The organism is Pseudomonas sp. WP18 (assembly GCF_036689585.1).
Taxonomy (GTDB): domain Bacteria; phylum Pseudomonadota; class Gammaproteobacteria; order Pseudomonadales; family Pseudomonadaceae; genus Aquipseudomonas; species Aquipseudomonas chlororaphis_E.
This window is the reverse complement of the sequence record NZ_CP144758.1, coordinates 1931024-1954819: the sequence shown is the minus strand read 5'-3', so window position 1 is coordinate 1954819 and position 23796 is coordinate 1931024. Positions and strand designations below refer to the sequence as shown.

Here is a 23796-nt window from a genome sequence, read left to right as displayed (position 1 = left end):
TCAGTCCTCCGAACATTGCTGTTCCATGTGGGCCAAGGTGTCGAGATACACCTTGGCCTGCTCGCGCAGCGTGTCTTGCGTGGCGTGCTCAAGCACGTAGTCGAAACACAACCGGGCCTTGCCAACCTTGCCCAGGGCCAGGTGGCACTGGCCGGTGTAGAGCATTGGCCGGTAGTCGTCCTTGCCTTGGGCAAAGGCAATCGCATACAGGTCGATCGCTTTCTGGTGGTCTTGCTTGAGCTGGTGCACGGCGGCCAGTCCCATCCAGTAATCGCTGTTATAGAAGTCGTAGATGCACAGGAAGTGGAAGAACTTCTGCGCATCGTCCAGGCGCCCCTGCTCGTAGAACTCGAAGGCGAAGGCATAGAGGCTGGCCATGTGTTCGTCACTGATGCCCTGCACGTCTTTCAACGCCGCGCCCGCGAGCACCGCATCGACGACCTCCAGGGCCACCTGCTCGTCTTGTTTGTTGTTGCGACTCATCGGCCCCACTCCTGAAAAAATGCCAGCGTCGCTGACGGGTGCATTGAGCCAAACCGCGGGTGGGGGGCGCTGCCAAATTGCGCTCATTGCGGTGAGTGCCTTCCCCTGGTCGGCAGAAATCTTTTGTGGCGAGGGGATTTATCCCCGCTGGGCTGCGCAGCAGCCCCAAAACGGCAAACTCAATTGACATGACGCACCGCGTTGTCTGGTTTAGGGCCGCTGCGCAGCCCAGCGGGGATAAATCCCCTCGCCACAGGGTTGTGCATGAGCCTGGGCGCACATCGGCCTCACGCCTGCTCCACCTGCTCCAGCCAGATCAGCAAGCGCAGCACTTGCTCCACTTCCTGCACCTGGAGAAAGCTGTAGCGCTGGTGGGTCTTGAAGATGCGCCGGGCCAGGGTCACGTCGTTGACCACCGGCACCCCCACCTCCTTGGCGTACGCCCGCACGGCCAGGGCGCGCTGGTTGGTTTCCATCAGGGAAATGAACGGCAGCAAGGTGATTTCCGGGCGGAAATACACGCCGATGGCGATGTGGGTCGGGTTGGCGATGATCATGCGCGAGCTGCGCACGTCGGACTTGACCTGCTCCGACAGCAGCTCCATGTGCAGGTCACGGCGGCGGCCCTTGATCTGCGGGTTGCCGTCCTGCTCCTTGTGTTCGCGCTTGACCGAATCCTTGTCCATCATCTGGTCCTTCATGAACAACCCGTACTCGCACACCGCATCGAGCACGACGATCAACACGACGCAGGCCAGGAACGCCAGCACCAGCACCAGCAACAAACGTCCCCAGATCGCGAACAGATCGGGGGCCTGGGCGAACAGCTGGGCAAACAGCAGCGGCCGTTGCGTGACCCAGACGAGCCATAGAGCCAGGGCGAAACTGCCCAGGTACAAAAGCGCCTTCACGGTGTCCTTGACGGTGCGCAGGCTGAACAACTTCTTGAAGCCATTGACCGGGTTCAACGCGCCAAAATTGAGTTTCAACGCTTCGCTGGCCAAGGCAAAACCGCTTTGCAGCAAAGCCGGCACGGCGCTGGTCAGCACGCACACCAGCAACAGCGGCAGCAACGCTTCCAGCCCCAGCAGCACCCACATCATCGAGTACGCTTGCAGGTCGGCGTCAAAGCCGCTGTCGATGATCCGCCGGTAGACCTCCATGACCTCGACCAGCGAGCTGTTGAAGACCAGGTAGCTGATGCCGCACAGGGTCAGGCAACTGATGACCAGGTCCTTGGCCTTGAACGTCTGGCCTTTGCGGGCCGCATCCCGGAGCCGCTTGGCCGTGGGTTTTTCAGTCTTCGAGGCGCTGGACGACATGCCCGCCCTCCTCGGCCTCCAGGTAGTCGGCCAGGCCTGCGGACGTGCTGCCCATTCGCAGCACTTCATCCGGCAGGTGCACGCCGAAGTACAGCATCAGCACCACCAGCGCCACCAGGCTCTTGACCGTCAGCGACACCGAGAACGCGTTCATCTGCGGCGCATAGCGCGAAAGCAAGCCGAGCAGGGCTTCGCTGACCAGCAAGGCGGCCACCACCGGTGCACTGATCACCAGGGTCTTGCCCACCAGCATGTCCAGTAAGGCATGGATAGCCGGCAGGTTCATCGCGCAACCACTCGCCGGCGCGCATAGACGATAGCTCTGGGCAACGGTTTCAAGCATCAACAGCAGGCCGCCACCTTCGAGGTAGACCACCGCGGCGAACCACTGGAGAAAGTTCGCCAGCTCCGAGGTGTCCACGCCGTTGGCCGGGTCCACCGTGCTGCTGAGCATCGCGCCGCGCTGGTTGTCGATCAGGTTGCCCATGGCATGCAACACCCAGAACGGCCAGCACAACAGCCCGCCCAGTAGCACGCCAATGCTCGCCTCGCGCAGCATCAAACCAAGAAATGCCAGGCTATCGAGGGTGGGCACGGGAACGCCCACATAGGCCCAGAACCCCAGCGCCACCAGCACGATCACCGCCTGGCGCGGCACGCCGGTGAGCACACCGCTGTTGAGAAACGGCAGCATGAAGAACATCGGCGCCAGGCGCGCCACGCCCAGCAGCGCGGCGGCAAACCCGGCGTACAGCTCGAAGAACAAGGTCATCGACATCGGCCTAGTCCAACGCCAGGCGGATGACTTCGCGACTGAAATCCAGCAGGGTTTCGCCGTACCAGCCCGAGAGCAGGAACAGGCAGGCGGCGACCGCCAACAACTTGAACCCGAACGGCAGGGTCTGCTCCTGCAACTGGGTCACGGTCTGGATCAACCCCACCACCAGGCCGACCACCGTGGCGACGATGATCGGCCAGGCCACCATCAGCAGGATCAGGTACAGGGTCTTGTTACCGGCATAGACCAGGTCGTTCATCGTCCGCCCCTATGCCAACAACGTCAGGTATTGCTTGACCAACCCGGTGGACAGCAACGCCCAACCGTCGAGGGCGACAAACAGCACCAGTTTGATCGGCACCGAGATGATCACCGGGCTCATCATCATCATGCCCAGCGCCAGCAGGATGCTGGAAATCACCAGGTCGACGATCACGAACGGCAGGTACAGGTAGAAGCCGATCTTGAAGGCGCTTTTGATTTCACTCAACGCATAGGCCGGCAGCAGCGAAAACAACGACGGCGCCAGGTCATCCTCGGCATACCGGTCGGCGTCGGCATCGACCTGGCCCGCCTGGGCGCGCTCGAAGAACAGCGCCAGCTCCGGGTCGGTGTACCGACGCAGGTAATCCTTGTAGCTGCCCAGGCCGTTCTCGGCGAAATTCACCACCGACTCGAGGTCGGTAAAGACCACCGCCTCGTGCTTGTAATAGTCATGGCCCTGCTTCATCACCGGCGTCATGACGAAGATCGCCAGCATCAGCGCGATCGCATTCAGCGCCATGTTCGAAGGCACCTGCTGCAACCCCAGGGCGTTGCGCACGATGACGAAGACGATGGAGAACTTCAGGTAGCACGTGCCCGCCGCCACCAGGAACGGCAACAGCGAAGCGAACGCCAGCAGCGCGATCAGCGAAACGTCATTCATCGCTGCCGTTCCGATAGACCTTAAGCAGCTCAACGCCCAACTGCGCCTCCATTTGCACCAACTCCCCCACGGCCACGGGCCGGCCATTGGCGCGAATCTCGATGTGCTGCGCGGCATCGGCGGCCAGTGGGATCAGTTGCCCGTCGATGAATTGCGACAGCCGCGCCAAGTCGATGTCGCAGCTCGCGAGGACGAACTCCAGGCGCACCATCAGCGCGCTCGGATCGACGGCCGGGCCAGGTGACGGGGGGATCGGTGGATCGGCATCGGCCACGCTCGGTTGCATGTGTAAGCCCTCTTCGGTGAATGTGAAAACGCCCAGGCAACGGTTTGCCAGCAAACCGTGCTGAGTCCGCTCGGTGATGCGCAGGACATCGCCTTTGTGAAGGCGCCGAAGCCTTGCAGCGCGCAGTTCACTGACGCCCAACTGCAACACCAGGCGCATCGGCAATGCCTGGAGCCAGGCGTGTGACCCTGGCTCGACCACGCGGCCCCGCGGCGGTAAGCGTGTGACCCACACGCGCCCGCGAGGCGTGTCGAGCCAGGGCAGGTCGTGCGTCGGGCATCGCGTTCCTTCAACGCCTTCGATGTCCGCCAGCCGGCTGTAGCGCAGTTCGTCCACCGCCAACGGCAAGGGCCGAGGCACCGCACGGAACAAAGCGACGATGCTCGACAACGGGCTATGGCGCCCCACCCACGACGGCGAGGTCGGCAGTGCTCGATGCAGCCAGTCATGGGCCAGGATCAGCCCGTGCCAGTCCCCGCCGTCGCCCAGCGCGCGAAACTGGATAAAGCCCGAGCGATCAGGCACCCGGCCCAATCCGGCCGGCCGACCGGCCCGGCGCCAACGCTCAATCGCTTGCGTACAGGCGTGCAGCCGGGAATCGACCCGCCGCAGTTTCAAGGCCCTCACGCGGGATGTTCCGGCGCTTCGTCCTGATCGTCATCCGGCGTCTGCTGCGACCCCTGGCGCGGTTGTTCGCCGCCACTGTCGGTCAATCGCCAGGCCGGCTCCCGCGCCTGGGCGAAAGGCTCCTTGAGTTGCTCCAGGACCAAGGCATTGCTGGGGCTGAGCATCAGGCGAGCGGACTCGTCCGGCAGCCGATGGATCGTCACCTGGCCGCTGGCCGCACCGTTGTTGAACGGCACCTGCAGTAATCCCGGCGAGGTCATCACCCCTGCGTCCGGCGCTGTCGGCATGACCACGGGAGCAAGCGGCGCCGGGATAGCGCCGGGCACAAGGCGGACAACCTGCGAATTCGGTGCGGACATGCGCAGCGCTTGCTCGACAGCCGCGAACGGCTCGGCCGGCGCCGGCTCCATCGGTGCCGCCTGCATGGGTAGATTCGTGTACTCAACGGCCATTTCCAGCCGTGACGACACCGCCACTGACATCGCCTCGGACAACGGGCTCGCCTGTGGCAAAGGCTTCGCGGTCACGCTTCGCTCATGCACGACATCTCTCGCGACCGTGCCGCTCAGCGACGCGTCGCGGTGCTGGACGGCGTCGCCCTCCTGAACGATAGGCATCGCATGCCGAGCCAACCCCCGACCGCTGTCCAACTGCCGTCGGGGAAAACCCGGCAACGCCGCCAGTAGGTCCAGCACCCCCTGGGGCAAGTCCTCTTCCTGCACCGGGACGAGCATGTCCTGCCGCTCGTCCAGTCGCCCTTCGCCAACGGGCTCCAACGTTTGCACCGGCCGAGCGGGCGCCCCGACAATCTGATTCATCGCCTCATCCCCGTCATGTCTTCCTGCTCCCGTTCTTCCTGGCGTATCTGCGCCAGCCGTTGCCGGCGGCGTTGCTGCTCGACCGCACCCTGAAGCTGAAGGTGCTTGCGCTGCAACGAACGCAGGCACTCGCGCTGGGTTTGCACCTGTTGCTCAACCGCCCCGCACTGCTGGTCGACGCGGTCACGCTCGACTCGCAGCAGATCGATCCGTCGCCGGATGACGGCCTGGGTACGCAGCAGCGCCAACAGTTGCCCGTGATCCAGCACGCAGTCATTCGCGCGGTGGCTGGCCAACAGCTCAAGCAGCGCCGCCTCTTGCGTCTCGAAGTCGCGCCGTTCCTGCAACAGCGGCTGCAATTGCCGTTGGACGCGCAGCAGCGCGTGCTCACCGCGCTGTTGGCGCCACTGACTGAGGGCCAGCAGGCGGCGCCCATCAAGCGAGGATGTCATGCAGGCGGCGCAGGGTTTCATCGGGCTCGCAGCGCTCATCCGTGGGCTGGCGCAGCCACTGCTCGAGGGCGTCGCGGCATTGCATCGCCCGGTCGTTGGCCGCATCCGCCCCTGGGCTGTACTCGCCCATGTCGACAAACACCTGCAACTGTTCGAGACGGGCCAGCGTGTCCCGGGCAGACGCGGCCAATTGCCGAGCCTGCGGCGTGGTGACTTGTGTCGCCACGCGGCTGACGCTGCGCAAAACGTCGATGGCCGGGTAATGCCCCTTGGCCGCCAGCGCACGGCTGAGGTAGACGTGGCCGTCAAGGATCGAGCGAATCTCCTCGGCGATCGGGTCCGGTTCGTCATCGCTTTCCAGCAGCACCGTGTACCACGCGGTGATGCTGCCGCCAGCGGTCACGCCGGGGCGTTCCAGCAGACGCGGCAAGGCATCGAACACCGAGGCCGGAAAACCGCGCCGCGCCGGCGCTTCACCGGCCGCCAGGGCCAGGTCGCGGCGCGCGCGGGCGTAGCGGGTCAGTGAATCGAGCAACAACACCACGCGCCGGCCCTGGTCACGAAAGTACTCGGCGATGGTGGTGGCCTGCAGCGCCGAGTTGCAACGATCCACCGAGGAAAAATCCGAGGTGGCGTACACCACCACGCAGCGCGAACGCTGGGGCGACTCGCGCAGGTGCGCGATGAACTCGGTCACCTCCCGCCCACGCTCGCCGATCAGGCCGATCACGAAGACCTCGGCATCGGTGTACGCGATCAGCATGTTGATCAAGGTGGTCTTGCCGGACCCGGCCGCGGCGAAGATGCCGAGGCGCTGGCCGACGCCGCAGGTCAGCAGGCCGTCGATGGCGCGAATGCCGGTGGGCAACGGCTGCGCCACCGGGCGCCGCTGCTGGTACGACGGCGGGTCGGCGTCCACCGGGCAGTCCCGTTGCGCCACGGCCGTCGACGGTGCCAGGCGCTCGACGATGCGGCCCTGGGGATCGACCACACTGCCGAGCAAGGCATCGCTGCAGGTCAATTGCAAGGTGGCGCCAGTGGGCACGATCATCGACTCCCGGGACAGGCCTTTCGCCTCGCCCAGCAGGCTGAGCAGCACGGCGCCGGGCTTGAAGCCGATGACCTGCGCCCGGGCCGCCACCTCGGGCGAGCGCCAGTGCCGACGCACTTCACAGACCTCCCCCACCACCACCTCGCCCAGCGCCGCCTCGATCAGCGGGCCGCTCAGGCGCAGGGGATGGGCGGCGTGTCGTTCCAGGCGCAGGTTCATTGACGAACGATCTCCCTACAGCGTCTTGATGACATTGACCGAAACGGTCTCGGAGATTTCGCCGAACGACATGACGTCCAGCTCCCGAAAGCGGCCCTCGATCAGTTTCTTGATGTAGCGCCGCACATCCACCGAGCACAGCAGCACCAGGTCTTTGTGGGCGATGTGCAGGCTGTCCAGGCCAACACTGAGGCGGTCCATCAGCTCTTCCGATTCGGCCGGCTCAAGGTTGAGGAAGCTGCCGCCGGAGGTTTGCCGGATGCCTCGGCGCACTCCCTCTTCGAACTCCGGCGACAACAGCAGCACGCGCAAGTCGTTACCCTGGGCAAACTTGTTGCTGATGTAGCGGGCCATGGCCCCGCGCACGTGTTCCACCAGCGCCAACACGTCTTTTTCCCGGGAGGCCCAGTGTGCGAGCGATTCAAGGACAAGCTTCATGTTGCGCACGGAAATGCGCTCGCCGATCAGGCGCTGCAGCACTTCGGCGATCTTCTGCACCGTGACGTGGCGATACACTTCCTTGAGCAGGTCGGGATAACGGCTTTCCATTTCGTCGAGCAGTTGCTTGGTTTCTTGCACGCCAAAAAACTCGCGGATGTTGCGCGCCAGCAACGTGACCAGACAGCGATAGCATTCCTCGTCCGCCGGGCGCAGGTGATAGCCCAGTTGCTGCACCCGCTCGCGGTCGGCCGCGCCAACCCAGACCCCGCCCTGGCGATTGCTGTCGTTGCCGCGCACCAGGGCGAACCCCAGGGGCTCAAGCTCGGGTGAATAGTCCAGCAGGCGCCAGTGGTCGAAGTGAATGTCGAACTGTTCGGCGCGCACTTCATTGATCAGCACCGCCACTTGATGCGCCGGCAGCGCTTCGCTGGCCCGCAGCCGGGGTTCGGGAATGCGCAAGCCGTAGTCGACGAAGAACTGGCTGCGAAAGCGCGCGGCCCACCGCTGCTTTTCCAGCGCTGGCAAGCGTGCGGCGGGCACCAGCAGCATCAGTGCGACGGTCTCCGTGGCGATGTGGTCGACGTCTTCGAGCAAGCCAGAATCGGCCTGCGGCGCGTCCTGGCCGGCGGGTTCGGCGCGCTGTTCGGCCGAGCTATGGCGCCAGGCCTTGCGCTGGCGCACGAACACCACCAGCCCGAGCGCGCTGGCAATGGCCAGGAAGGTCAGCAAGGGAAAACCCGGCAGCAGGCCGACGCCAACCGCCAGCAACGCGGTGACACCGAGCACGAACGGGTTGCCGAGCATCTGGCTGAGCATGTTGCGACCCAGGTTGCTGTCGTCACCGTTGACCCGAGTGACGATGAACCCGGCGCCGATGGCGATCAGCAGCGCGGGAATCTGCGCCACCAGGCCATCGCCGATGGTCAACAGGGTGTAGGTCGACAGGGCCATGGACATGTCCATGCCCAATTGCCCGACACCAATGGCCATGCCGCCGATGAAGTTGACGAAGATAATGATGATGCCGGCGATGGCATCGCCCTTGATGAACTTCATCGCGCCGTCGAAGGAGCCGTACAACTGGCTTTCACGCTCCAGCACGCTGCGTTTTTCCCGGGCCTGGGCGGCATCGATGGCGCCGGCCTTGAGGTCACCGTCGATGCTCATCTGCTTGCCCGGCATGCCGTCCAGGGAGAAGCGTGCGGCCACCTCGGCCACCCGCTCCGAGCCCTTGGTGATGACGATGAACTGGACAATGGTGACGATGGAAAAAATCACGAAGCCCACCACCAGGCTTTCACCGATCACGAAGTCACCGAACGAGGCGATGATCTCGCCGGCGTCGGCCTGGCTCAGGATCAGCCGGCTGGTGCTGATCGACAACGCCAGGCGGAACAACGTCGTCAGCAACAGCAATGCCGGGAACGTCGAGTAGCTGAGGATGCGCTCGATGTAGAACGAGCCCATGAACACCAGCAGCGAAATGACGATGTTCAGGCCGATCAGCGCGTCCACCAGCACCGTGGGCAACGGGATGATCAGCATGGCGATGATCATCACCATCAGGCTCAGGATCAGCAGTTCCGGGCGCGCGCTGACGTTGCGCAAAAACACATTAAGCATTCAGGCCAGGCTCCGGGACGGCATCACGGGCAACCGCCGGCGCGGCGCTGTTCGAGGCATTCATGGGCATAGGCGACATCGGCCAGGCGGGTGAACTGTTGGGCCAGGCGCACCGGCGCGTCTTCATCGACGAACAACGACGGCGGCAAGCGCAGGCTGAGCCGGCGCACGGTCTGCAACAGCGCCGAACGGTCACGGTGGGAACTGAGCAGCACCGGCTCGCCCACCGCACCGAGCAGCCATTGGTCGAGGTCATCGGGGTAGGCCAGCACGCCGAACAGGAACACCAGCCAGTCGGCCTCATCGGCGTTGTGCCGGCAGACGAGTGCATCGCCCAGCAACGCGTTGATGAACAGCCCGTCGGCCGAGCGCAGGTGCTTGAGGTCGGTCAGTCGTCCCAGCAGTTGCCCGAACTCGGCGTGCGAGCAACTGGGGTCCTGGGCGCTGATGTCGGTGAGCAACGCGGCCTCGATGAAGGCCAGCACGTTCATGCGCTGCGACGGTCCGTACAGGGCGATCCAATCCTGGTAGGCATTGAGCGGGCCGTCGTCGGATTCGAGAAAGTCGCGGTAGGTTTCCCGCAGCAGGCCGGCCCGCACCGCCATGCTCGCGCCGAACATCCGCGCCTTGAGCGCCGCGTTGATCCCGGCGTTCATGCGCTTGGGCGAGCCTTGGGCAACCACCGTCTGCAACAGCGTTTCGAGGCGCTGGCGGGTCGGGCGTTGCAGGTTGCGTCGGCGCACCAACGCCCGTAGCACCAGGGCCAGGTCGCTGTCGTCGGGGAACAGTTGTCGCGCCATGTCCAGCAGCCAGGCCACCGGTTTGTCCGCCAGCCGCGCCAGGCTCAGCACCTGCCGCGCCTTGGGCACGGTGTCGTCCTCCAGCACGCGCTCGAAGGTGTCGGTCGGCGTTTCGGACTTGAGCTCGAACAAGCGCCGGCCACGGAACTGGGTGAGCGCCGCCGACAGCTCGTCGCTGATCTGCACCATGCGCTGCGCCACCGCCGCCGTGGCGCTGTCGTCCGCGTCCGCCCAGGCGTCGACCGACGGCTGCGGATGCTCGGCGGCCTTCTCGCTGTTCAGGCGGGCCTGGGCGGCGCGTCCGCCCATGGAAACCGGCGGCAGGCTCATGGTTGCGACAGCCTGAAGTAAGAACGCCGCAAGCGCTCGTGCTGCTCCGGGGTGAGCAATGGGCCGCCCGGCTCGCTCGTGTCAGGTTCAAGGGCCTGGCGAATTTCCTGGGGTTGGATCAGGAACACCCGCACGGTGTTGGCCGAGCGGCTCTGGCGATAGCTGAACAACCTGCCGAGCCACGGGATCGAGCCCAACACAGGGACCCGGCCGATCTGCTCGCCGTGGTCGTCACGGGTAAAGCCACCCACCAGCAGGCTCTTGCCCTGGGGCACCCGCGCCACCGTGTTGATGCGGGTACGGCCCACCGTCGGCAACGCGCCCTGGCGCTCGTCCTGGGCCGGGCGCTCGACCTCGTTGCCGTCCTCGATGTTGAGCGACATCTCGATCTCGTCGGCCTGGGCGAAGCGCGGCAGTACGCTGACCAGGGTGCCGTAGGTCACGTGTTGCAGGTCGACGCTGCGCTCCCCCACCAGCGGCGCATAGAAGGTACGGTTGTTGTCGAAGATCGCCGGGACGTTTTCCTGGGTCAGGATCACCGGGCGCGACACGACGTTGGCTCGCTGGGTGCGCTCCAGGGCCAGTACGCGGGTGACGAACGACGCACCGTCGAGGGTGGTCGCCGAACCGGCGTTGAGCGACGCACTGAACGTACCACCGGATTTCACCGCGCCTTGCCAGTTGATGCCCAGTTGGTTGAGTTCATCCTTGTGCAGGTCGATGATCCACAACGACAGCTCGACGTGGCGCTTGGGTGTGTCCAGCGCGTTCACCAGGTTCTCGATAAAGCGCACCTGTTCCGGCAGCCCCTTGACCAGCAGGCTGTTGGTGTCCGGGTAGGCCACCACGCGAATGTTGCCGGCGGCCACTTCCCGCGCGAGGATGCGCGGCGCGGTGGGGTCGTGTTCCGAGGCCGTGTTCGCCAGGCCTTCGAGGGGAAACACCGGCATCATCGCCCGCGACCGTGGCCCGGGCGCCTGGGCCACCGTGGGCTCGACCGGCTGCGGCTCACCGCGCAACAACGCCTCGATCACGCTGGCCAACCCCGGCAGCGTCACCTTGTCATCGCGCAATTCGTACTGGCGATCGCTGACGAAGGTATTGCGCACCTGGATCACGCCGATCTGCTGCTTGCCCAACAACAGCTCCGAGCGCTGGTTGTCCATCAACTGCGCGGCCTGTAGCACCAGGTCGACGTAGATCGGCGGCCCTGACACGTGAAAGGTGCGCAGGCCGTCGTTGCGCAACGGGTAGCGTGGGTCGTGCAGCCCGGATTGCTTGAGAAACGCCAGCAGCTTGGCCACCGTCAGCGTCTGCAACGAGGCCATCGAGCTTTTGATTTCCGAGCCGTCGTACAGGTAGATCGCCTGACCGTCGCTGTACCAGATCAGGCCCATTTGCGCGCTGATGCGCTCGAACGTCTGCTGTGGCGTACGCAAGTCGAAGGTGCCGCCCACCCGCTTGGCCGCCGCCACCTTGCTGACGATGACAGGCTTGCCGAGCACGCCTGACAGCTCGCTGAAAAACGTTCGTGCACTCTGCTCGCGAGCTTCGAAGCTGTAGACGTCGGCCCGCGCCGCGAGGGGTGCGAGCAGCAGGAGCAAGGACAGGGACAACGCGCGACGGCTCATCGGTTCACTTGCCCGGCAGGTAGGTGATGTCGGCCAGGCTGCTGGGGGCGAACCCCACCAGCTCGCGCACTTCTTTGGAGAAATGCGAGGAAGAGGCAAAGCCGAACGCCAGCGCGACGTCGGTCAGCGAACCGTTGCCCAGGCTCATGTCCAACAACGCCTGGGCCGTGCGCCACCCGCGCAAGGCCGGTTTGGCCGCGCTGCCCAGGGCCTGCCGGCAGAGCCGGCGAAAGTGCGAGACCGACACCCCGTAGCGCTGCGCGAGGGTGTTGAGCTTTTCGCTGCGGGTGCCTTGCTCCAACAAAAAACGCACCAGGCCGTAGCTTTCATGCTGGCGCAACAACGGTGCAACGGCGTGATAACCCGGGGTGCCACCCAGCGCCTGTTCAATGAACCAGCGCTCTAGCCGCGCCGGAGTCCGCACGACGTCATCCGCCACCGGCAACAAGGCCCATGGCGCGACCTCGGTTCTTTTCGCGGCGAAGGCATCGCTCATGTCGAAGAACGCCTGCAACTTCACCAGCGGCGCCGGGCAGACCGGCAGCACATGTAATTGGCCACCGGAAAGCCGCAACGGGTCGCGCAGCACCACCAGCCCTTGCCAACCGCTCGGCAGGGCCTGGCGCTGCCCGCCCCCTGCGCTGCCCAGCGCCACCGCACCCTGGACGACCCGCAGGTGCACCACCCGCTCGCGCGGGTCAGTCAATACCGTGGAGCGAGATGATGTGTCCTGCACCGGTGTCTCCTCTGCAACGTGGCGAATGGAAGGAGCGACAGGATGAAAGGCGCGGCGCCTGAAATCTTGATGCAAAGATGATGAGCACCGGGCTGGCATATGCCTTGCACCCTTTTCGTTCATCGGTGCCCATGCCGTTGCCGGGATGAGTGCCACACGGTTTTGAGGACAAGGGCGCCGTCATCCAGCCGGATGGCGGCGCTTTCATGTGGAAGGTGATGCGCGATGAATGAAGTTCCAGCCAACCCCCTGGCCTGGGTCAATGGCAGCGATGCCCCGGAAAAGAGCGCGGTCAATCTTGGCTTCATGGCCCTGAGCGACTGCGCCCCCCTGGTGGTGGCCGCCACCCAGGGGTTCGCCCAGCCCTACGGCCTGACCCTGAACCTCAAGCGCCAGGCATCCTGGGCCAACCTGCGGGACAAGCTGGTCAGTGGTGAAATCGACGCCGCCCACAGCTTGTACGGCCTGGTCTACGCGGTGCACCTGGGCATCGGCGGCGTGGCGCCCACCGACATGGCCGTGCTGATGGGGCTGAACCAGAACGGCCAGAGCATCAACCTGTCCCACGGCTTGCAGGCCCAGGGCGTGACCAGTCCTGAGGCACTGGAACGGCATGTGCACCAATCTCGCCCGAAACTGACCTTCGCCCAGACGTTTCCCACCGGCACCCATGCCATGTGGCTCTATTACTGGCTGGCGGCCCAGGGCATCCACCCCTTGACCGACGTCGACAGCGTGGTGGTGCCGCCGCCCCAAATGATCGCCCACTTGCAGGCCGGACGGATCGACGGCTTCTGCGTCGGCGAGCCCTGGTGCGCCAGCGCGGTGAAGCAGAACCTGGGGTTCACCCTGGCAACCACCCAGACCATCTGGCCCGACCACCCGGAAAAAGTCCTGGGCTGCACCCGCGCGTTCGTCGAGCAGTACCCCAACACCGCCCGGGCCTTGGTGATGGCGATCCTCGAGGCCAGCCGCTTCATCGAGCAGAGCAGCGAGAACCGCCGCAGCACCGCACAACTGTTGAGTGCGCCGCAATACCTCGACGCCCCGCTGGACTGCATCGAACCGCGCTTGCTGGGGATCTATGCCGACGGCCTGGGCAACAGCTGGCAGGATCCTCACGCCATGCGCTTCCATGCGGGCGGCGCGGTGAACCTGCCGTACCTGTCCGACGGCATGTGGTTCATGACCCAATTCCGCCGCTGGGGCTTGCTGCGCGAGGACCCGGACTACCTGGACGTGGCGCGGCAAGTCCAGCAACTCACGCTGTACCGTGAAGCCTGCGCGGCGCTGGACATCCCCGCCCCGCTGCCGGACATGCGCAGCAGCCTGTTGATCGACGGCACCACCTGGGACGGCACGGACCCGGCCGGGTATGCCAAAAGCTTCAAGCTGCACGCCTTGAGCGATGCCACCGCCCTTTTCGCCAGTCGCTGACAGGAGCCTTCCACATGCTGCGTATCCTGCTGATCAATGACACCGCGAAAAAAGTCGGGCGCCTGAAAGCGGCCCTGATTGAAGCCGGGTTCGAGGTGATCGACGAATCCGGCCTGACCATCGATTTGCCCGCACGCGTCGAAACGGTGCGTCCGGACGTGATTCTGATCGATACCGAGTCACCCGGACGCGATGTGATGGAGCAAGTGGTGCTGGTCAGTCGCGACCAGCCACGACCGATCGTCATGTTCACCGACGAGCACGACCCGGATGTGATGCGCCAGGCCATCAAGTCGGGGGTCAGCGCCTACATCGTCGAAGGCATCCACGCCGCACGCCTGCAACCGATCCTCGACGTGGCCATGGCCCGCTTCGAAAGCGACCAGGCCCTGCGCGCCCAACTGCTGGCCCGCGACCAGCAACTGGCCGAACGCAAGCGCATCGAACTGGCCAAGGGCATGCTGATGAAGATGAAGGATTGCAACGAAGAACAGGCCTACACCCTGATGCGCCGCCAGGCCATGAGCCGCCAGCAGAAGCTGATCCAGGTGGCCGAGCAGATCATTGCCATGAACGAACTGCTCGGCTGAACGCCCCGCGGCGCCTGGCCCGACGCCTTCGCGAGCAAGCTCGCTCCCACATGGGCTCTAGGGTTAACACTGCCTTTGTGAACACCCCAAGTCACCTGTGGGAGCGGGCTTTAGGGTGAGCACTGCCTTTCTGAGCCCCCCAAGTTACCGTGGGAGCGAGCTTGCTCGCGATAGCCCTCACAGGTTGGCACAGATCTCGCTTAAGCAACCTCACAGGTAACCAACGGCGGTTGCCCCACCTACGACAAAGACGTCGCACACCCTTTTCGCCTGGCTTGGCGACTCGGGTTGCGGCGTTTTTTTGCTTTGGCCCCAACGTCCGGGGTCGGTGGGGGTCGCCGTTGTGGCGCACCACCTCGAAGCACTGACTCATTTTCGAGACTTTAACCGCTGAGGTGCGCGATGAATTCAAGCTTCTGGAAATCCGGCCACACCCCGACCCTGTTCGCGGCCTTCCTGTATTTCGACCTGAGTTTCATGGTCTGGTACCTGCTCGGCCCACTGGCGGTGCAGATCTCGACCGACCTGCACCTGACCACCCAGCAACGCGGCCTGATGGTCGCCACGCCGATCCTGGCCGGCGCGGTGCTGCGCCTGTTCATGGGCCTTCTGGCCGACCGGATTTCGCCAAAGACCGCCGGCATGGTGGGTCAGGTGATCGTGATCAGCGCATTGTTCTGCGCCTGGAAGCTGGGCATCCACAGCTATGAACAAGCCCTGCTGTTGGGCCTGTTCCTGGGGGTGGCCGGGGCTTCGTTCGCCGTGGCCCTGCCGTTGGCCTCGCAGTGGTATCCGCCCCAGCACCAAGGCAAGGCGATGGGCATCGCCGGCGCCGGTAACTCGGGCACCGTGCTCGCCGCGTTGATCGCGCCGATCATGGCCGTGACGTTCGGTTGGACCAACGTGTTCGGTTTCGCCCTCATCCCCCTGGCGCTGACCCTGGTCCTCTTCGCCTGGCTGGCCAAGAACGCTCCCGAGCGCCCCAAAGCCAAATCCATGGCCGATTACCTCAAGGCCCTGGGCGACCGTGACAGCTGGTGGTTCATGTTCTTCTACAGCGTGACCTTCGGCGGCTTCATCGGCCTGGCCAGCGCCCTGCCCGGCTACTTCAACGACCAGTATGGCCTGAGCCCGGTGACGGCCGGCTACTACACCGCCGCCTGCGTCTTTGGCGGCAGCCTGATGCGGCCCTTGGGCGGCGCCCTGGCCGACCGTTTCGGCGGCATCCGCACCTTGCTGGGCATGTACACCGTCGCGGCCATCTGCATCGCCGCGGTGGGCTTCAACCTGCCGAACTCCTACGCCGCCCTGGCCCTGTTCGTCTGCACCATGCTCGGCCTGGGTGCGGGCAACGGCGCGGTGTTCCAACTGGTGCCGCAACGCTTCCGTCGCGAGATCGGCGTGATGACCGGGCTGATCGGCATGGCCGGCGGCATCGGCGGTTTCGCCCTGGCGGCGGGCATGGGTGCGATCAAGCAGAGCACCGGCAGCTACCAGATGGCGCTGTGGTTGTTCGCCAGCCTCGGCGTCCTGGCCTGGTTCGGCCTGTACGGCGTCAAGCGTCGCTGGAGAACCACCTGGGGTTCGGCCGCCGTCACCGCCGCCCGGGTGTAAGCCAACTCCATGAGCCTGCAACTGAGTTTTGCCGAAGCCAGCGCCATCGGCCCACGGGACGAAAACCAGGACGCCCTGCGCCTGGTCACCCCGGCCCCGGCCCTGGCCGCCAGCAAGGGCTACCTGTTCGCCATCGCCGACGGCGTGAGCCAATGCGCCGACGGCGGGCTGGCGGCCCGGTCGACCTTGCAGGCGCTGGCTCTGGACTATTACGCCACGCCACAAACCTGGGGCGTGGCCCAGGCATTGGATCGCCTGCTGCTGGCGCAGAATCGCTGGCTGCAAGCCAACGGTGGCGGGCAACCGCTGCTCACCACCGTCAGCGCGCTGGTCCTGCGGGGCCGTCGCTTCACCCTCGCCCATGTCGGCGATTGCCGGGTCTACCGCTGGCACGCCGATCATCTGCATCGCATCAGCGAAGACCACGTCTGGGACCAACAGGGCATGCAACATGTGCTCAAGCGAGCGTTGGGGCTGGATCAACACCTGGTGCTGGATTTCCTCGATGGCGAACTGCGCCCCGACGAAACTTTCGTCCTGCTCAGCGACGGCGTCTGGGCCGCCCTGGGGGACACGGCCATCGCCGGCGTCCTGCGCGACCAACCGGACCTCGATCGCGCAGCGCAGACCCTGGTCAACGCCGCGCACCTGGCCGGCAGCCAGGACAACGCCAGCGCCTTGCTGGTGCGCGTCGACGCCTTGGGCGAAGCGAGCATCGGCGACGCGCTGATCCAGTTGCAGCAATGGCCCCTGCCCCCAGCGCTGAAAGCAGGCCAGGCCTTCGAGGGGTGGCAGGTCGAAGCTTTGCTCGGTCAAAGCCAGCAATCACTGCTCTACCGGGTGCACGACGGCCAGGGCCAGCCATGGCTGTTGAAAACCCTGCCCGGCCAGCTCCGGGACGACAGTCGGGCCGGGCAAGCGCTGCTCTCCGAGGAATGGTTTCTCAGGCGGGTCGCCGGTCGACAATTTCCGGAAGTCCATGGCCTGCCCCAGCGCCAGCACCTGTATTACGTGATGCGCGAATACCCCGGCCTGACCCTGGCCGAGCTGTTCGACCAGGGCGGCCCGTTGCCATTGGCACAATGGCTAGACCTGGCGCAACGGCTGGTGCGCGCGGTGGGGCTCCTGCATCGACGGCAGATCTACCACCGCGACATCAAGCCGGAAAACCTGCACCTGGGGGACGATGGCGAATTGCGCCTGCTGGATTTCGGGCTGGCCTACTGCCCGGGGCTGTCCGAAGACCAGGCCAACGTCTTGCCCGGAACGCCCAGCTACATCGCCCCGGAAGCCTTCGCCGGCCACGCGCCGACCGCTCGGCAAGACCTGTACGCCGTGGGCGTGACCCTGTACTTCCTGCTGACCGGCCACTACCCCTATGGCGAGATCGAGGCGTTCCAGCGGCCGCGCTTTGGCGTGCCGGTCAGTGCCCACCGTTATCGGCCGGACCTGGCCGAATGGCTCGGGCAAAGCCTGGAACGGGCCGTGGCGGCAGACCCGGACGAGCGCTTCGAAACCGCCGAGGAATGGCTGCTGTTGCTGGAACAGGGCGAACGTCGCAGCTTGAGCGTAAGGCCCCGGCCACTGTTGGAACGCGAGCCGCTGAAGGTCTGGCGCACGTTGGCGCTGGTGTCTCTGGTGGTGAACATCGTGCTGCTGTTCCTGGTATTTCACAGCTGAGATCCTGTGGGAGCGGGCTTGCCCGCGAAGGCGTCAGCACCTTCAGCATGGATGTTGACTGACGCACCGCTTTCGCGGGCAAGCCCGCTCCCACAATCGATCCAATGCAGGAGCAAAGCTTGCGCCGCGATGCGCCAGCCCCAACGCTCCATTACCGGGCAATACGCTTTGATTCGGTGCAATAAATCCCGCCATTGCGCGCCCGACCAGCGGCCCGCCCAATAAATCCACACCCTCGGCCCACTTGGCACAACCACTGCATAACCCCTGGCAACAGACATAAGGCAACGCCTCCAACGATGAGGGCGGTGCCTCCCGAGAGAACGGGACCAGGACAAAGGCGTCCTCGCTAGCTTGCTAGCGGGACGCCTTTTTTGTTTTCGAAAAAATGGCCGAGTCAGCCCGATCGCCGTGATGAAACGGGCATGAGCTCGCGGAGAACCCTGATGAAAAAACTCAAACTGGTGATGATCGGCAACGGTATGGCCGGGGTTCGGACCCTTGAAGAATTGCTCAAGCTGAGCAACGAGCTGTACGACATCACGGTGTTCGGCGCCGAGCCCCACACCAACTACAACCGTATCCTGCTGTCGCCGGTGCTGGCCGGCGAGCAGACGTTCGAAGAGATCGTGCTCAACGACCTGAGCTGGTACCAGGACAATCACATCAACCTGCTGCTCAACCGCAAGGTGGTGCAGATCGATCGGGTCAAGCGCCGGGTCATCGCCCAGGACGGCACCGAGGCCGAGTACGATCGCCTGCTGATCGCCACCGGTTCCACGCCGTTCATCCTGCCGATCCCTGGCCACACGCTCGAAGGCGTCATCGGCTACCGCGACATCGCCGACACCCAGGCCATGATCGACACCGCCAAGACCCACAAGCACGCCGTGGTGATCGGCGGCGGCCTGCTGGGCCTCGAAGCCGCCAACGGCTTGAAGCTGCGGGGCATGGACGTGACCGTGGTGCACCTCGGTGACTGGCTGCTGGAGCGGCAGCTGGACAAGACCAGCGGCCAATTGCTGCAAAGCGCGCTGCAAGAGCGTGGCCTGACCTTTCGCCTCAACGAGCAGACCCAGGCCCTGCACGACGCCGGCAACGGCCGGGTCGGCTCGGTCCAGTTCAAGAACGGCGACATCATCCCCGCCGACCTGGTGGTGATGGCCGCCGGCATCCGCCCCAACACCGAGCTGGCGGAAAAGTCCGGCATTCCGTGCAGCCGCGGGATCCTGGTCAACGACACGATGCAGACCTACGACCCGCGCATCTATGCCATCGGCGAATGCGCCAACCATCGCGGCACGGCCTATGGCCTGGTGGCCCCGCTGTTCGAACAGGCCAAGGTCTGCGCCAACCACCTTGCGCAACTGGGCTTCGCCACCTACAAGGGTTCGGTGACCTCGACCAAGCTCAAGGTCACCGGCATCGACCTGTTTTCCGCCGGTGACTTCATGGGCGGCGAAGGCACCGAGACCATCACCCTCTCCGACCCGATTGGCGGCGTCTACAAGAAGCTGGTGATCAAGGACGACGTGCTGGTCGGCGCCTGCCTGTACGGCGATACGGCGGACGGCGGCTGGTATTTCCGCCAGATCCGTGAAAACGCCGGGATCAGCGAAATCCGCGATCACCTCATGTTCGGTGAAAACGCCTTGGGCGATGTCGGCCACCAGGGCCAGGACAAAGCCATGAGCATGGCCGACAGCGCCGAAGTCTGCGGCTGTAACGGTGTGTGCAAGGGCACCATCGTCAAGGCGATCCAGGAACACGGGCTGTTCAGCGTCGATGACGTTAAAAAACACACCAAGGCCGCCAGTTCCTGCGGCTCCTGCGCCGGCCTGGTGGAGCAGATCCTGATCAACACCGTGGGCGGTGCGGCGGACGTCAAGCCGAAAAGCGAGAAAGCCATCTGCGGCTGCAGCGACCTCAACCACGGCCAGATCCGCCAGGCGATCCGCGACGAACACCTGCTGACCATCGCCGGCACCATGAGCTACCTGAACTGGCGCACCCCCAACGGCTGCGCCACCTGCCGCCCGGCCCTGAACTACTACCTGATCTCCACCTGGCCCGGCGAAGCCCAGGACGACCCACAGTCGCGCCTGATCAACGAACGCGCCCACGCCAACATCCAGAAAGACGGCACCTACTCGGTCGTGCCGCGGATGTGGGGCGGCGTGACCACGCCGGCGGAGTTGCGCCGCATCGCCGACGTCGCCGATAAATACAGCGTGCCCATGGTCAAGGTCACCGGCGGGCAACGCATCGACTTGCTGGGCATCAAGAAGCACGACCTGCCGGGCGTCTGGAAAGACCTCGACATGCCGTCCGGCCACGCCTACGGCAAGTCCATCCGCACCGTGAAGACCTGCGTGGGCAGCGAGTTCTGCCGCTTTGGCACGCAGAACTCCACCCAGCTGGGCATTGAACTGGAGCACGACCTGTTCAACATGTGGTCGCCACACAAGGTGAAGCTGGCAGTCTCGGGCTGCCCACGCAATTGTTCGGAGGCGGGCATCAAGGACGTCGGCATCATCGGCGTCGACTCCGGCTGGGAGATGTACATCGGTGGCAACGGCGGGATCAAGACCGAAGTCGCCGAGTTCTTCGTCAAGCTCAAGACCGCCGAAGAAGTCCGCGAATACAACGGCGCATTCCTGCAGCTGTACCGCGAAGAAGCCTTCTACCTCGAGCGCACCGTGCACTACATGCAGCGGGTCGGCATGGAGCACATCAAGAAAGCCGTGCTGGAAGACCCGGCCCGCCGCAAAGCGCTGCATGAACGCCTGAAATTTTCCCTGGCCCTGGAACAGGACCCATGGAAACAGCGCCTGGAACAACCCCAGCTGAAAAAAGAGTTCGAAGTCATCCCCGTGAAGAACCTGGAGGTGCCGGCATGAACTGGCTGGATATCTGCGCATTGGAAGAGATCAACGCCCTGGGCTCACGCATCATCCAGGGCCCGAAAGGCGATATCGCGATTTTTCGTACCAGCGACGATGAAGTCTTCGCACTCGACGACCGTTGCCCGCACAAAGGGGGGCCGTTGTCCCAGGGACTGATCTACGGCAAACGCGTGGCCTGCCCATTGCACAACTGGCAGATCGACCTGCAAAGCGGTGAGGCCCAGGCGCCGGATGTGGGCTGCGCCCATCATCATTCGGCCCGTGTCGAAAACGGCCGGGTCCTGCTGGCGCTACGGGACGCAAGCTGATGAGCCACCAAACCACTGCCTCGACCTGCTGTTACTGCGGGGTCGGTTGCGGCGTGCTGATCGACCATGACGACGAGCGCATTCTCGGCGTCAGTGGCGACCCCACCCACCCGGCCAATTTCGGCAAACTGTGCAGCAAGGGCTCGACCCTGCACCTGACCGGCGACCTCGCCGCCCGCGCCCTGTACCCCGAACTGCGCCTGGGCAAGGGCCTGGCCCGCGCCCGTACCGACTGGGACAGCGCCCTGGAGCATGCCGCCAGCGTCTTCGCGGCCACTATTGCCGAGCACGGCCCCGACAGCGTGGCGTTCTACATTTCCGGCCAGTTGCTGACCGAGGACTACTACGCGTTCAACAAACTCGCCCGGGCCTTGGTCGGCACCAACAACATCGACAGCAATTCGCGCCTGTGCATGTCTTCGGCCGTGGTCGGCTACAAGCGCAGCCTCGGTGCCGACGCCCCGCCCTGCAACTATGAAGACCTGGCACTGAGCGATTGCGTGATGATCGTCGGCAGCAACATGGCCTACGCGCATCCGATCCTGTTTCGTCGCCTCGAAGAAGCCAAGTCCCGCCGTCCGCAGATGAAAATCATCGTCATCGACCCTCGGCGCACCGACACCTGCGACCTGGCTGACCTGCACCTGGCGATCCTGCCGGGAACCGACGTCGCCTTGTTCCACGGGATTTTGCACCTGTTGCTGTGGGAAGACTGGGTCGACCGCGATTTCATCAAGGCCCACACCGAAGGCCTGGCTGAATTGAAGAACCTGGTGCGCGACTACACCCCGGCCATGGTCGCCCAGGTGTGCGGCATCAGTGTCGAACAACTGCACCAGTGCGCCGAATGGGTTGGCACCGCGCCGAGTTTCCTGTCGCTGTGGTGCATGGGCTTGAACCAGTCCACCGCCGGCAGTGCGAAGAACAGCGCGTTGATCAATCTGCACTTGGCCACCGGGCAAATCGGCCGTCCGGGCGCGGGGCCGTTCTCGCTGACCGGCCAGCCCAACGCCATGGGCGGACGGGAAACCGGCAGCCTGTCGAACCTGTTGCCCGGTCATCGGGAAGCCAACAACCCGGAACACCGCGATGAGGTCGCCCACTACTGGGGCGTCGAGCAATTGCCGGCCAACCCGGGCCTGAGCGCCATCGAGTTGTTCGACGAAGTGCGCAGCGGCAAGATCAAGGCCTTGTGGATCGCCTGCACCAACCCGGCCCAATCGATGCCGGACCAGACGGCGGTACGGGACGCGCTGCAAGCCTGTCCGTTCGTGGTGTTGCAGGAAGCGTTCCGCACCACCGAGACCGCCGCCTTCGCCGACCTGCTGCTGCCCGCGGCCAGCTGGGGCGAGAAAGAGGGTTCGGTGACCAACTCCGAACGGCGTATTTCCCACGTTCGCCGGGCGGTCAACGCACCCGGTGAAGCACGCCCGGACTGGGCGATTACCGTGGACTTCGCCCAGCGCCTGGAACAACGCCTGCGGCCGGGCCAGCCCAGCCTGTTCGACTTTGCCAGCCCGGCCCAGGTGTTCGACGAATACAAACACCTGACCCGCGGGCGCGACCTCGATCTGTCCGGCATCAGCCATGCCCTGATCGATGAACTCGGCCCCCAGCAATGGCCCTTCCCGGAAGGCGCCACGACCGGCACCGCGCGCCTGTACGAAGACGGGATCTTTCCCACCGACAGCGGGCGCGCGCGATTTGTCGCCGAACCGTATCGTGCCGCCAGGGAGCTGCGCGACGCACGCTACCCCTTGACCCTGAACACCGGGCGGCTGCGCGATCAATGGCACGGCATGAGCCGCACCGGCACCGCCGCACAATTGTTCGGTCATGTGAATGAAGCCGTCCTCAGCCTGCATCCTGACGAACTGCAGCGCCATCGCTTGCAGGCCGGCGACCTGGTCAGCCTGAAAAGCCGGCGCGGCGCGGTGGTCGTGGCCGTGGACAGCGACGAAAGCGTGCGTCCCGGCCAGGCGTTCCTGCCCATGCACTGGGGTGACCGGTTCCTCAAGGGTGGGGTCAACCGCCTGACCCAACCGGCCTTCGACCCATTGTCGAAACAGCCGGAACTCAAGCACAGCGGCGTACGCCTGGAACCGGTGAACCTGCCTTGGCAGTTGTTCACATTGATCGAGGGCGATGTTCAACAGCATCTGGAGACGCTTCGACCGCTCTGTGAGGCGTTTGCCTACGTCAGCCTCAGCCTCACTGGCCGTGAACGCCCGGCGCTGGTGATTCGCGCAGCCAGCGCCGCAGCGCCCGATCCCGAACTGCTGCAGGCCATCGACGAGCAACTGGGGCTGATCAACGGTCCGGTGCTGGCCTACGACGATCCGCGTCGTGCCATCGGCAAACGGGTGCGGATCGAGAACGGTCGCATCACCGCCATCCGCCTGGCCGGCGAAACCCTCGCCCGGCACTGGTTGCAGAATCTGTGGCAGGAAGGTCGCGCCGATGAACAACTGCGCCGCTGGCTGCTGGCGCCATTGAGCGCTCCGCCAGGCAATGTCGGCGCAGCGGTGGGTGGCGGTAGCGGCGGCAAGACACTGTGCAACTGCTTGAACGTCAGCCAGCGCGCGATCTGCGCCGGCATCGAACGTGGCCTGGACTTGCAGGGGCTGAAAAAGGAACTGGGCTGTGGCACGCAATGCGGTTCCTGCGTACCGGAAATCAAGCGCCTGCTGGTTGCCTCAGCGCAACCGATGGCCGCTCTCTCGTGAGGAAAACACT

General features: G+C 64.8%; 20 protein-coding genes. 7 read left to right on the top strand and 13 right to left on the bottom strand.

What is annotated here, in order from left to right:
- The 13 genes from sicA to V5F23_RS08550 all read right to left on the bottom strand — a co-directional run bounded on the left by sicA (position 1) and on the right by V5F23_RS08550 (position 12525).
- On the bottom strand, positions 1-483 hold the full coding sequence (gene sicA / locus V5F23_RS08610) for a type III secretion system translocator chaperone SicA (protein WP_338474482.1): 483 nt from the start codon (positions 481-483) through the stop codon (positions 1-3).
- A gap of 287 nt (positions 484-770) precedes the next feature.
- Entirely contained in the window at positions 771-1805 is a 1035-nt protein-coding gene (locus V5F23_RS08605; RefSeq protein WP_338498034.1) for an EscU/YscU/HrcU family type III secretion system export apparatus switch protein, read from the bottom strand.
- Complete coding sequence (gene sctT / locus V5F23_RS08600; RefSeq protein WP_338498031.1) at positions 1780-2583, bottom strand: type III secretion system export apparatus subunit SctT; 804 nt, start codon at positions 2581-2583, stop codon at positions 1780-1782. Before sctT ends, V5F23_RS08605 begins: the two co-directional genes overlap by 26 nt.
- Positions 2584-2587: 4 nt before the next feature.
- Positions 2588-2842 carry an EscS/YscS/HrcS family type III secretion system export apparatus protein gene (locus V5F23_RS08595; protein ID WP_042732696.1) on the bottom strand — a complete coding sequence of 85 codons (255 nt, stop codon included), beginning with the start codon at positions 2840-2842 and terminating at the stop codon, positions 2588-2590.
- Positions 2843-2851: 9 nt separating this feature from the next.
- Positions 2852-3511: an EscR/YscR/HrcR family type III secretion system export apparatus protein gene (locus tag V5F23_RS08590; RefSeq protein WP_123578608.1), complete on the bottom strand. Its 660-nt coding sequence runs from the start codon at positions 3509-3511 to the stop codon at positions 2852-2854.
- The gene (locus V5F23_RS08585; protein ID WP_338498029.1) at positions 3504-4424 is read right to left on the bottom strand and encodes a FliM/FliN family flagellar motor switch protein; all 921 of its coding nucleotides are present in this window, start codon (positions 4422-4424) and stop codon (positions 3504-3506) included. The genes V5F23_RS08590 and V5F23_RS08585 overlap by 8 nt, the downstream gene beginning before the upstream one ends.
- Positions 4421-5242 carry a type III secretion effector protein gene (locus V5F23_RS08580; RefSeq protein ID WP_338498027.1) on the bottom strand — a complete coding sequence of 274 codons (822 nt, stop codon included), beginning with the start codon at positions 5240-5242 and terminating at the stop codon, positions 4421-4423. The genes V5F23_RS08585 and V5F23_RS08580 overlap by 4 nt, the downstream gene beginning before the upstream one ends.
- Positions 5239-5694, bottom strand: coding sequence for a type III secretion protein (locus tag V5F23_RS08575; protein WP_047737422.1), 456 nt, complete (start codon positions 5692-5694; stop codon positions 5239-5241). The genes V5F23_RS08580 and V5F23_RS08575 overlap by 4 nt, the downstream gene beginning before the upstream one ends.
- The gene (gene sctN, locus V5F23_RS08570; RefSeq protein WP_338498022.1) at positions 5678-6964 is read right to left on the bottom strand and encodes a type III secretion system ATPase SctN; all 1287 of its coding nucleotides are present in this window, start codon (positions 6962-6964) and stop codon (positions 5678-5680) included. Before sctN ends, V5F23_RS08575 begins: the two co-directional genes overlap by 17 nt.
- Before the next feature lie 15 nt (positions 6965-6979).
- Positions 6980-9028, bottom strand: coding sequence for an EscV/YscV/HrcV family type III secretion system export apparatus protein (locus V5F23_RS08565; protein ID WP_042729596.1), 2049 nt, complete (start codon positions 9026-9028; stop codon positions 6980-6982).
- A gap of 23 nt (positions 9029-9051) precedes the next feature.
- Positions 9052-10158: a type III secretion system gatekeeper subunit SctW gene (gene sctW / locus V5F23_RS08560; protein WP_042729595.1), complete on the bottom strand. Its 1107-nt coding sequence runs from the start codon at positions 10156-10158 to the stop codon at positions 9052-9054.
- Positions 10155-11789, bottom strand: coding sequence for a type III secretion system outer membrane ring subunit SctC (sctC, locus tag V5F23_RS08555; protein WP_042729594.1), 1635 nt, complete (start codon positions 11787-11789; stop codon positions 10155-10157). The genes sctW and sctC overlap by 4 nt, the downstream gene beginning before the upstream one ends.
- Positions 11790-11793: 4 nt before the next feature.
- A complete protein-coding gene (locus V5F23_RS08550; RefSeq protein ID WP_042729593.1) occupies positions 11794-12525 on the bottom strand; it encodes a helix-turn-helix domain-containing protein in 732 nt (243 codons plus the stop codon).
- Between the two features lie 225 nt (positions 12526-12750).
- Between V5F23_RS08550 and V5F23_RS08545 the strand changes: the two genes are divergently transcribed.
- The 7 genes from V5F23_RS08545 (at position 12751) to V5F23_RS08515 (ending at position 23786) form a co-directional block, all read left to right on the top strand.
- The gene (locus V5F23_RS08545; protein ID WP_042729592.1) at positions 12751-13962 is read left to right on the top strand and encodes a CmpA/NrtA family ABC transporter substrate-binding protein; all 1212 of its coding nucleotides are present in this window, start codon (positions 12751-12753) and stop codon (positions 13960-13962) included.
- 14 nt (positions 13963-13976) lie between these two features.
- Complete coding sequence (locus V5F23_RS08540) at positions 13977-14552, top strand: ANTAR domain-containing protein (protein WP_047737436.1); 576 nt, start codon at positions 13977-13979, stop codon at positions 14550-14552.
- A gap of 402 nt (positions 14553-14954) precedes the next feature.
- The gene (locus tag V5F23_RS08535; protein ID WP_042729590.1) at positions 14955-16166 is read left to right on the top strand and encodes a nitrate/nitrite transporter; all 1212 of its coding nucleotides are present in this window, start codon (positions 14955-14957) and stop codon (positions 16164-16166) included.
- Between the two features lie 9 nt (positions 16167-16175).
- A complete protein-coding gene (locus tag V5F23_RS08530; protein ID WP_042729589.1) occupies positions 16176-17846 on the top strand; it encodes a bifunctional protein-serine/threonine kinase/phosphatase in 1671 nt (556 codons plus the stop codon).
- Positions 17847-18292: 446 nt separating this feature from the next.
- Complete coding sequence (gene nirB, locus V5F23_RS08525) at positions 18293-20746, top strand: nitrite reductase large subunit NirB (RefSeq protein WP_042729588.1); 2454 nt, start codon at positions 18293-18295, stop codon at positions 20744-20746.
- Positions 20743-21060, top strand: a complete 318-nt coding sequence (gene nirD, locus V5F23_RS08520; RefSeq protein WP_042729587.1) for a nitrite reductase small subunit NirD — start codon at positions 20743-20745, stop codon at positions 21058-21060. Before nirB ends, nirD begins: the two co-directional genes overlap by 4 nt.
- A complete protein-coding gene (locus V5F23_RS08515) occupies positions 21060-23786 on the top strand; it encodes a molybdopterin-dependent oxidoreductase (RefSeq protein ID WP_338498013.1) in 2727 nt (908 codons plus the stop codon). The genes nirD and V5F23_RS08515 overlap by 1 nt, the downstream gene beginning before the upstream one ends.
- Positions 23787-23796 lie beyond the last annotated feature (10 nt).

Excerpts from the sequence above, each read along its gene's own strand:
- V5F23_RS08575 (WP_047737422.1), bottom strand. The coding sequence starts at position 5,694 with ATGACATCCTCGCTTGATGGGCGCCGCCTGCTGGCCCTCAGTCAGTGG.
- V5F23_RS08515 (WP_338498013.1), top strand. The coding sequence starts at position 21,060 with ATGAGCCACCAAACCACTGCCTCGACCTGCTGTTACTGCGGGGTCGGT.
- sctN (WP_338498022.1), bottom strand. The coding sequence starts at position 6,964 with ATGAACCTGCGCCTGGAACGACACGCCGCCCATCCCCTGCGCCTGAGC.
- V5F23_RS08595 (WP_042732696.1), bottom strand. The coding sequence starts at position 2,842 with ATGAACGACCTGGTCTATGCCGGTAACAAGACCCTGTACCTGATCCTG.
- sctT (WP_338498031.1), bottom strand. The coding sequence starts at position 2,583 with ATGTCGATGACCTTGTTCTTCGAGCTGTACGCCGGGTTTGCCGCCGCG.
- nirB (WP_042729588.1), top strand. The coding sequence starts at position 18,293 with ATGAAAAAACTCAAACTGGTGATGATCGGCAACGGTATGGCCGGGGTT.
- V5F23_RS08590 (WP_123578608.1), bottom strand. The coding sequence starts at position 3,511 with ATGAATGACGTTTCGCTGATCGCGCTGCTGGCGTTCGCTTCGCTGTTG.
- V5F23_RS08580 (WP_338498027.1), bottom strand. The coding sequence starts at position 5,242 with ATGAATCAGATTGTCGGGGCGCCCGCTCGGCCGGTGCAAACGTTGGAG.
- V5F23_RS08535 (WP_042729590.1), top strand. The coding sequence starts at position 14,955 with ATGAATTCAAGCTTCTGGAAATCCGGCCACACCCCGACCCTGTTCGCG.
- nirD (WP_042729587.1), top strand. The coding sequence starts at position 20,743 with ATGAACTGGCTGGATATCTGCGCATTGGAAGAGATCAACGCCCTGGGC.
- sctC (WP_042729594.1), bottom strand. The coding sequence starts at position 11,789 with ATGAGCCGTCGCGCGTTGTCCCTGTCCTTGCTCCTGCTGCTCGCACCC.
- sctW (WP_042729595.1), bottom strand. The coding sequence starts at position 10,158 with ATGAGCCTGCCGCCGGTTTCCATGGGCGGACGCGCCGCCCAGGCCCGC.
- sicA (WP_338474482.1), bottom strand. The coding sequence starts at position 483 with ATGAGTCGCAACAACAAACAAGACGAGCAGGTGGCCCTGGAGGTCGTC.
- V5F23_RS08540 (WP_047737436.1), top strand. The coding sequence starts at position 13,977 with ATGCTGCGTATCCTGCTGATCAATGACACCGCGAAAAAAGTCGGGCGC.
- V5F23_RS08605 (WP_338498034.1), bottom strand. The coding sequence starts at position 1,805 with ATGTCGTCCAGCGCCTCGAAGACTGAAAAACCCACGGCCAAGCGGCTC.
- V5F23_RS08545 (WP_042729592.1), top strand. The coding sequence starts at position 12,751 with ATGAATGAAGTTCCAGCCAACCCCCTGGCCTGGGTCAATGGCAGCGAT.
- V5F23_RS08530 (WP_042729589.1), top strand. The coding sequence starts at position 16,176 with ATGAGCCTGCAACTGAGTTTTGCCGAAGCCAGCGCCATCGGCCCACGG.
- V5F23_RS08565 (WP_042729596.1), bottom strand. The coding sequence starts at position 9,028 with ATGCTTAATGTGTTTTTGCGCAACGTCAGCGCGCGCCCGGAACTGCTG.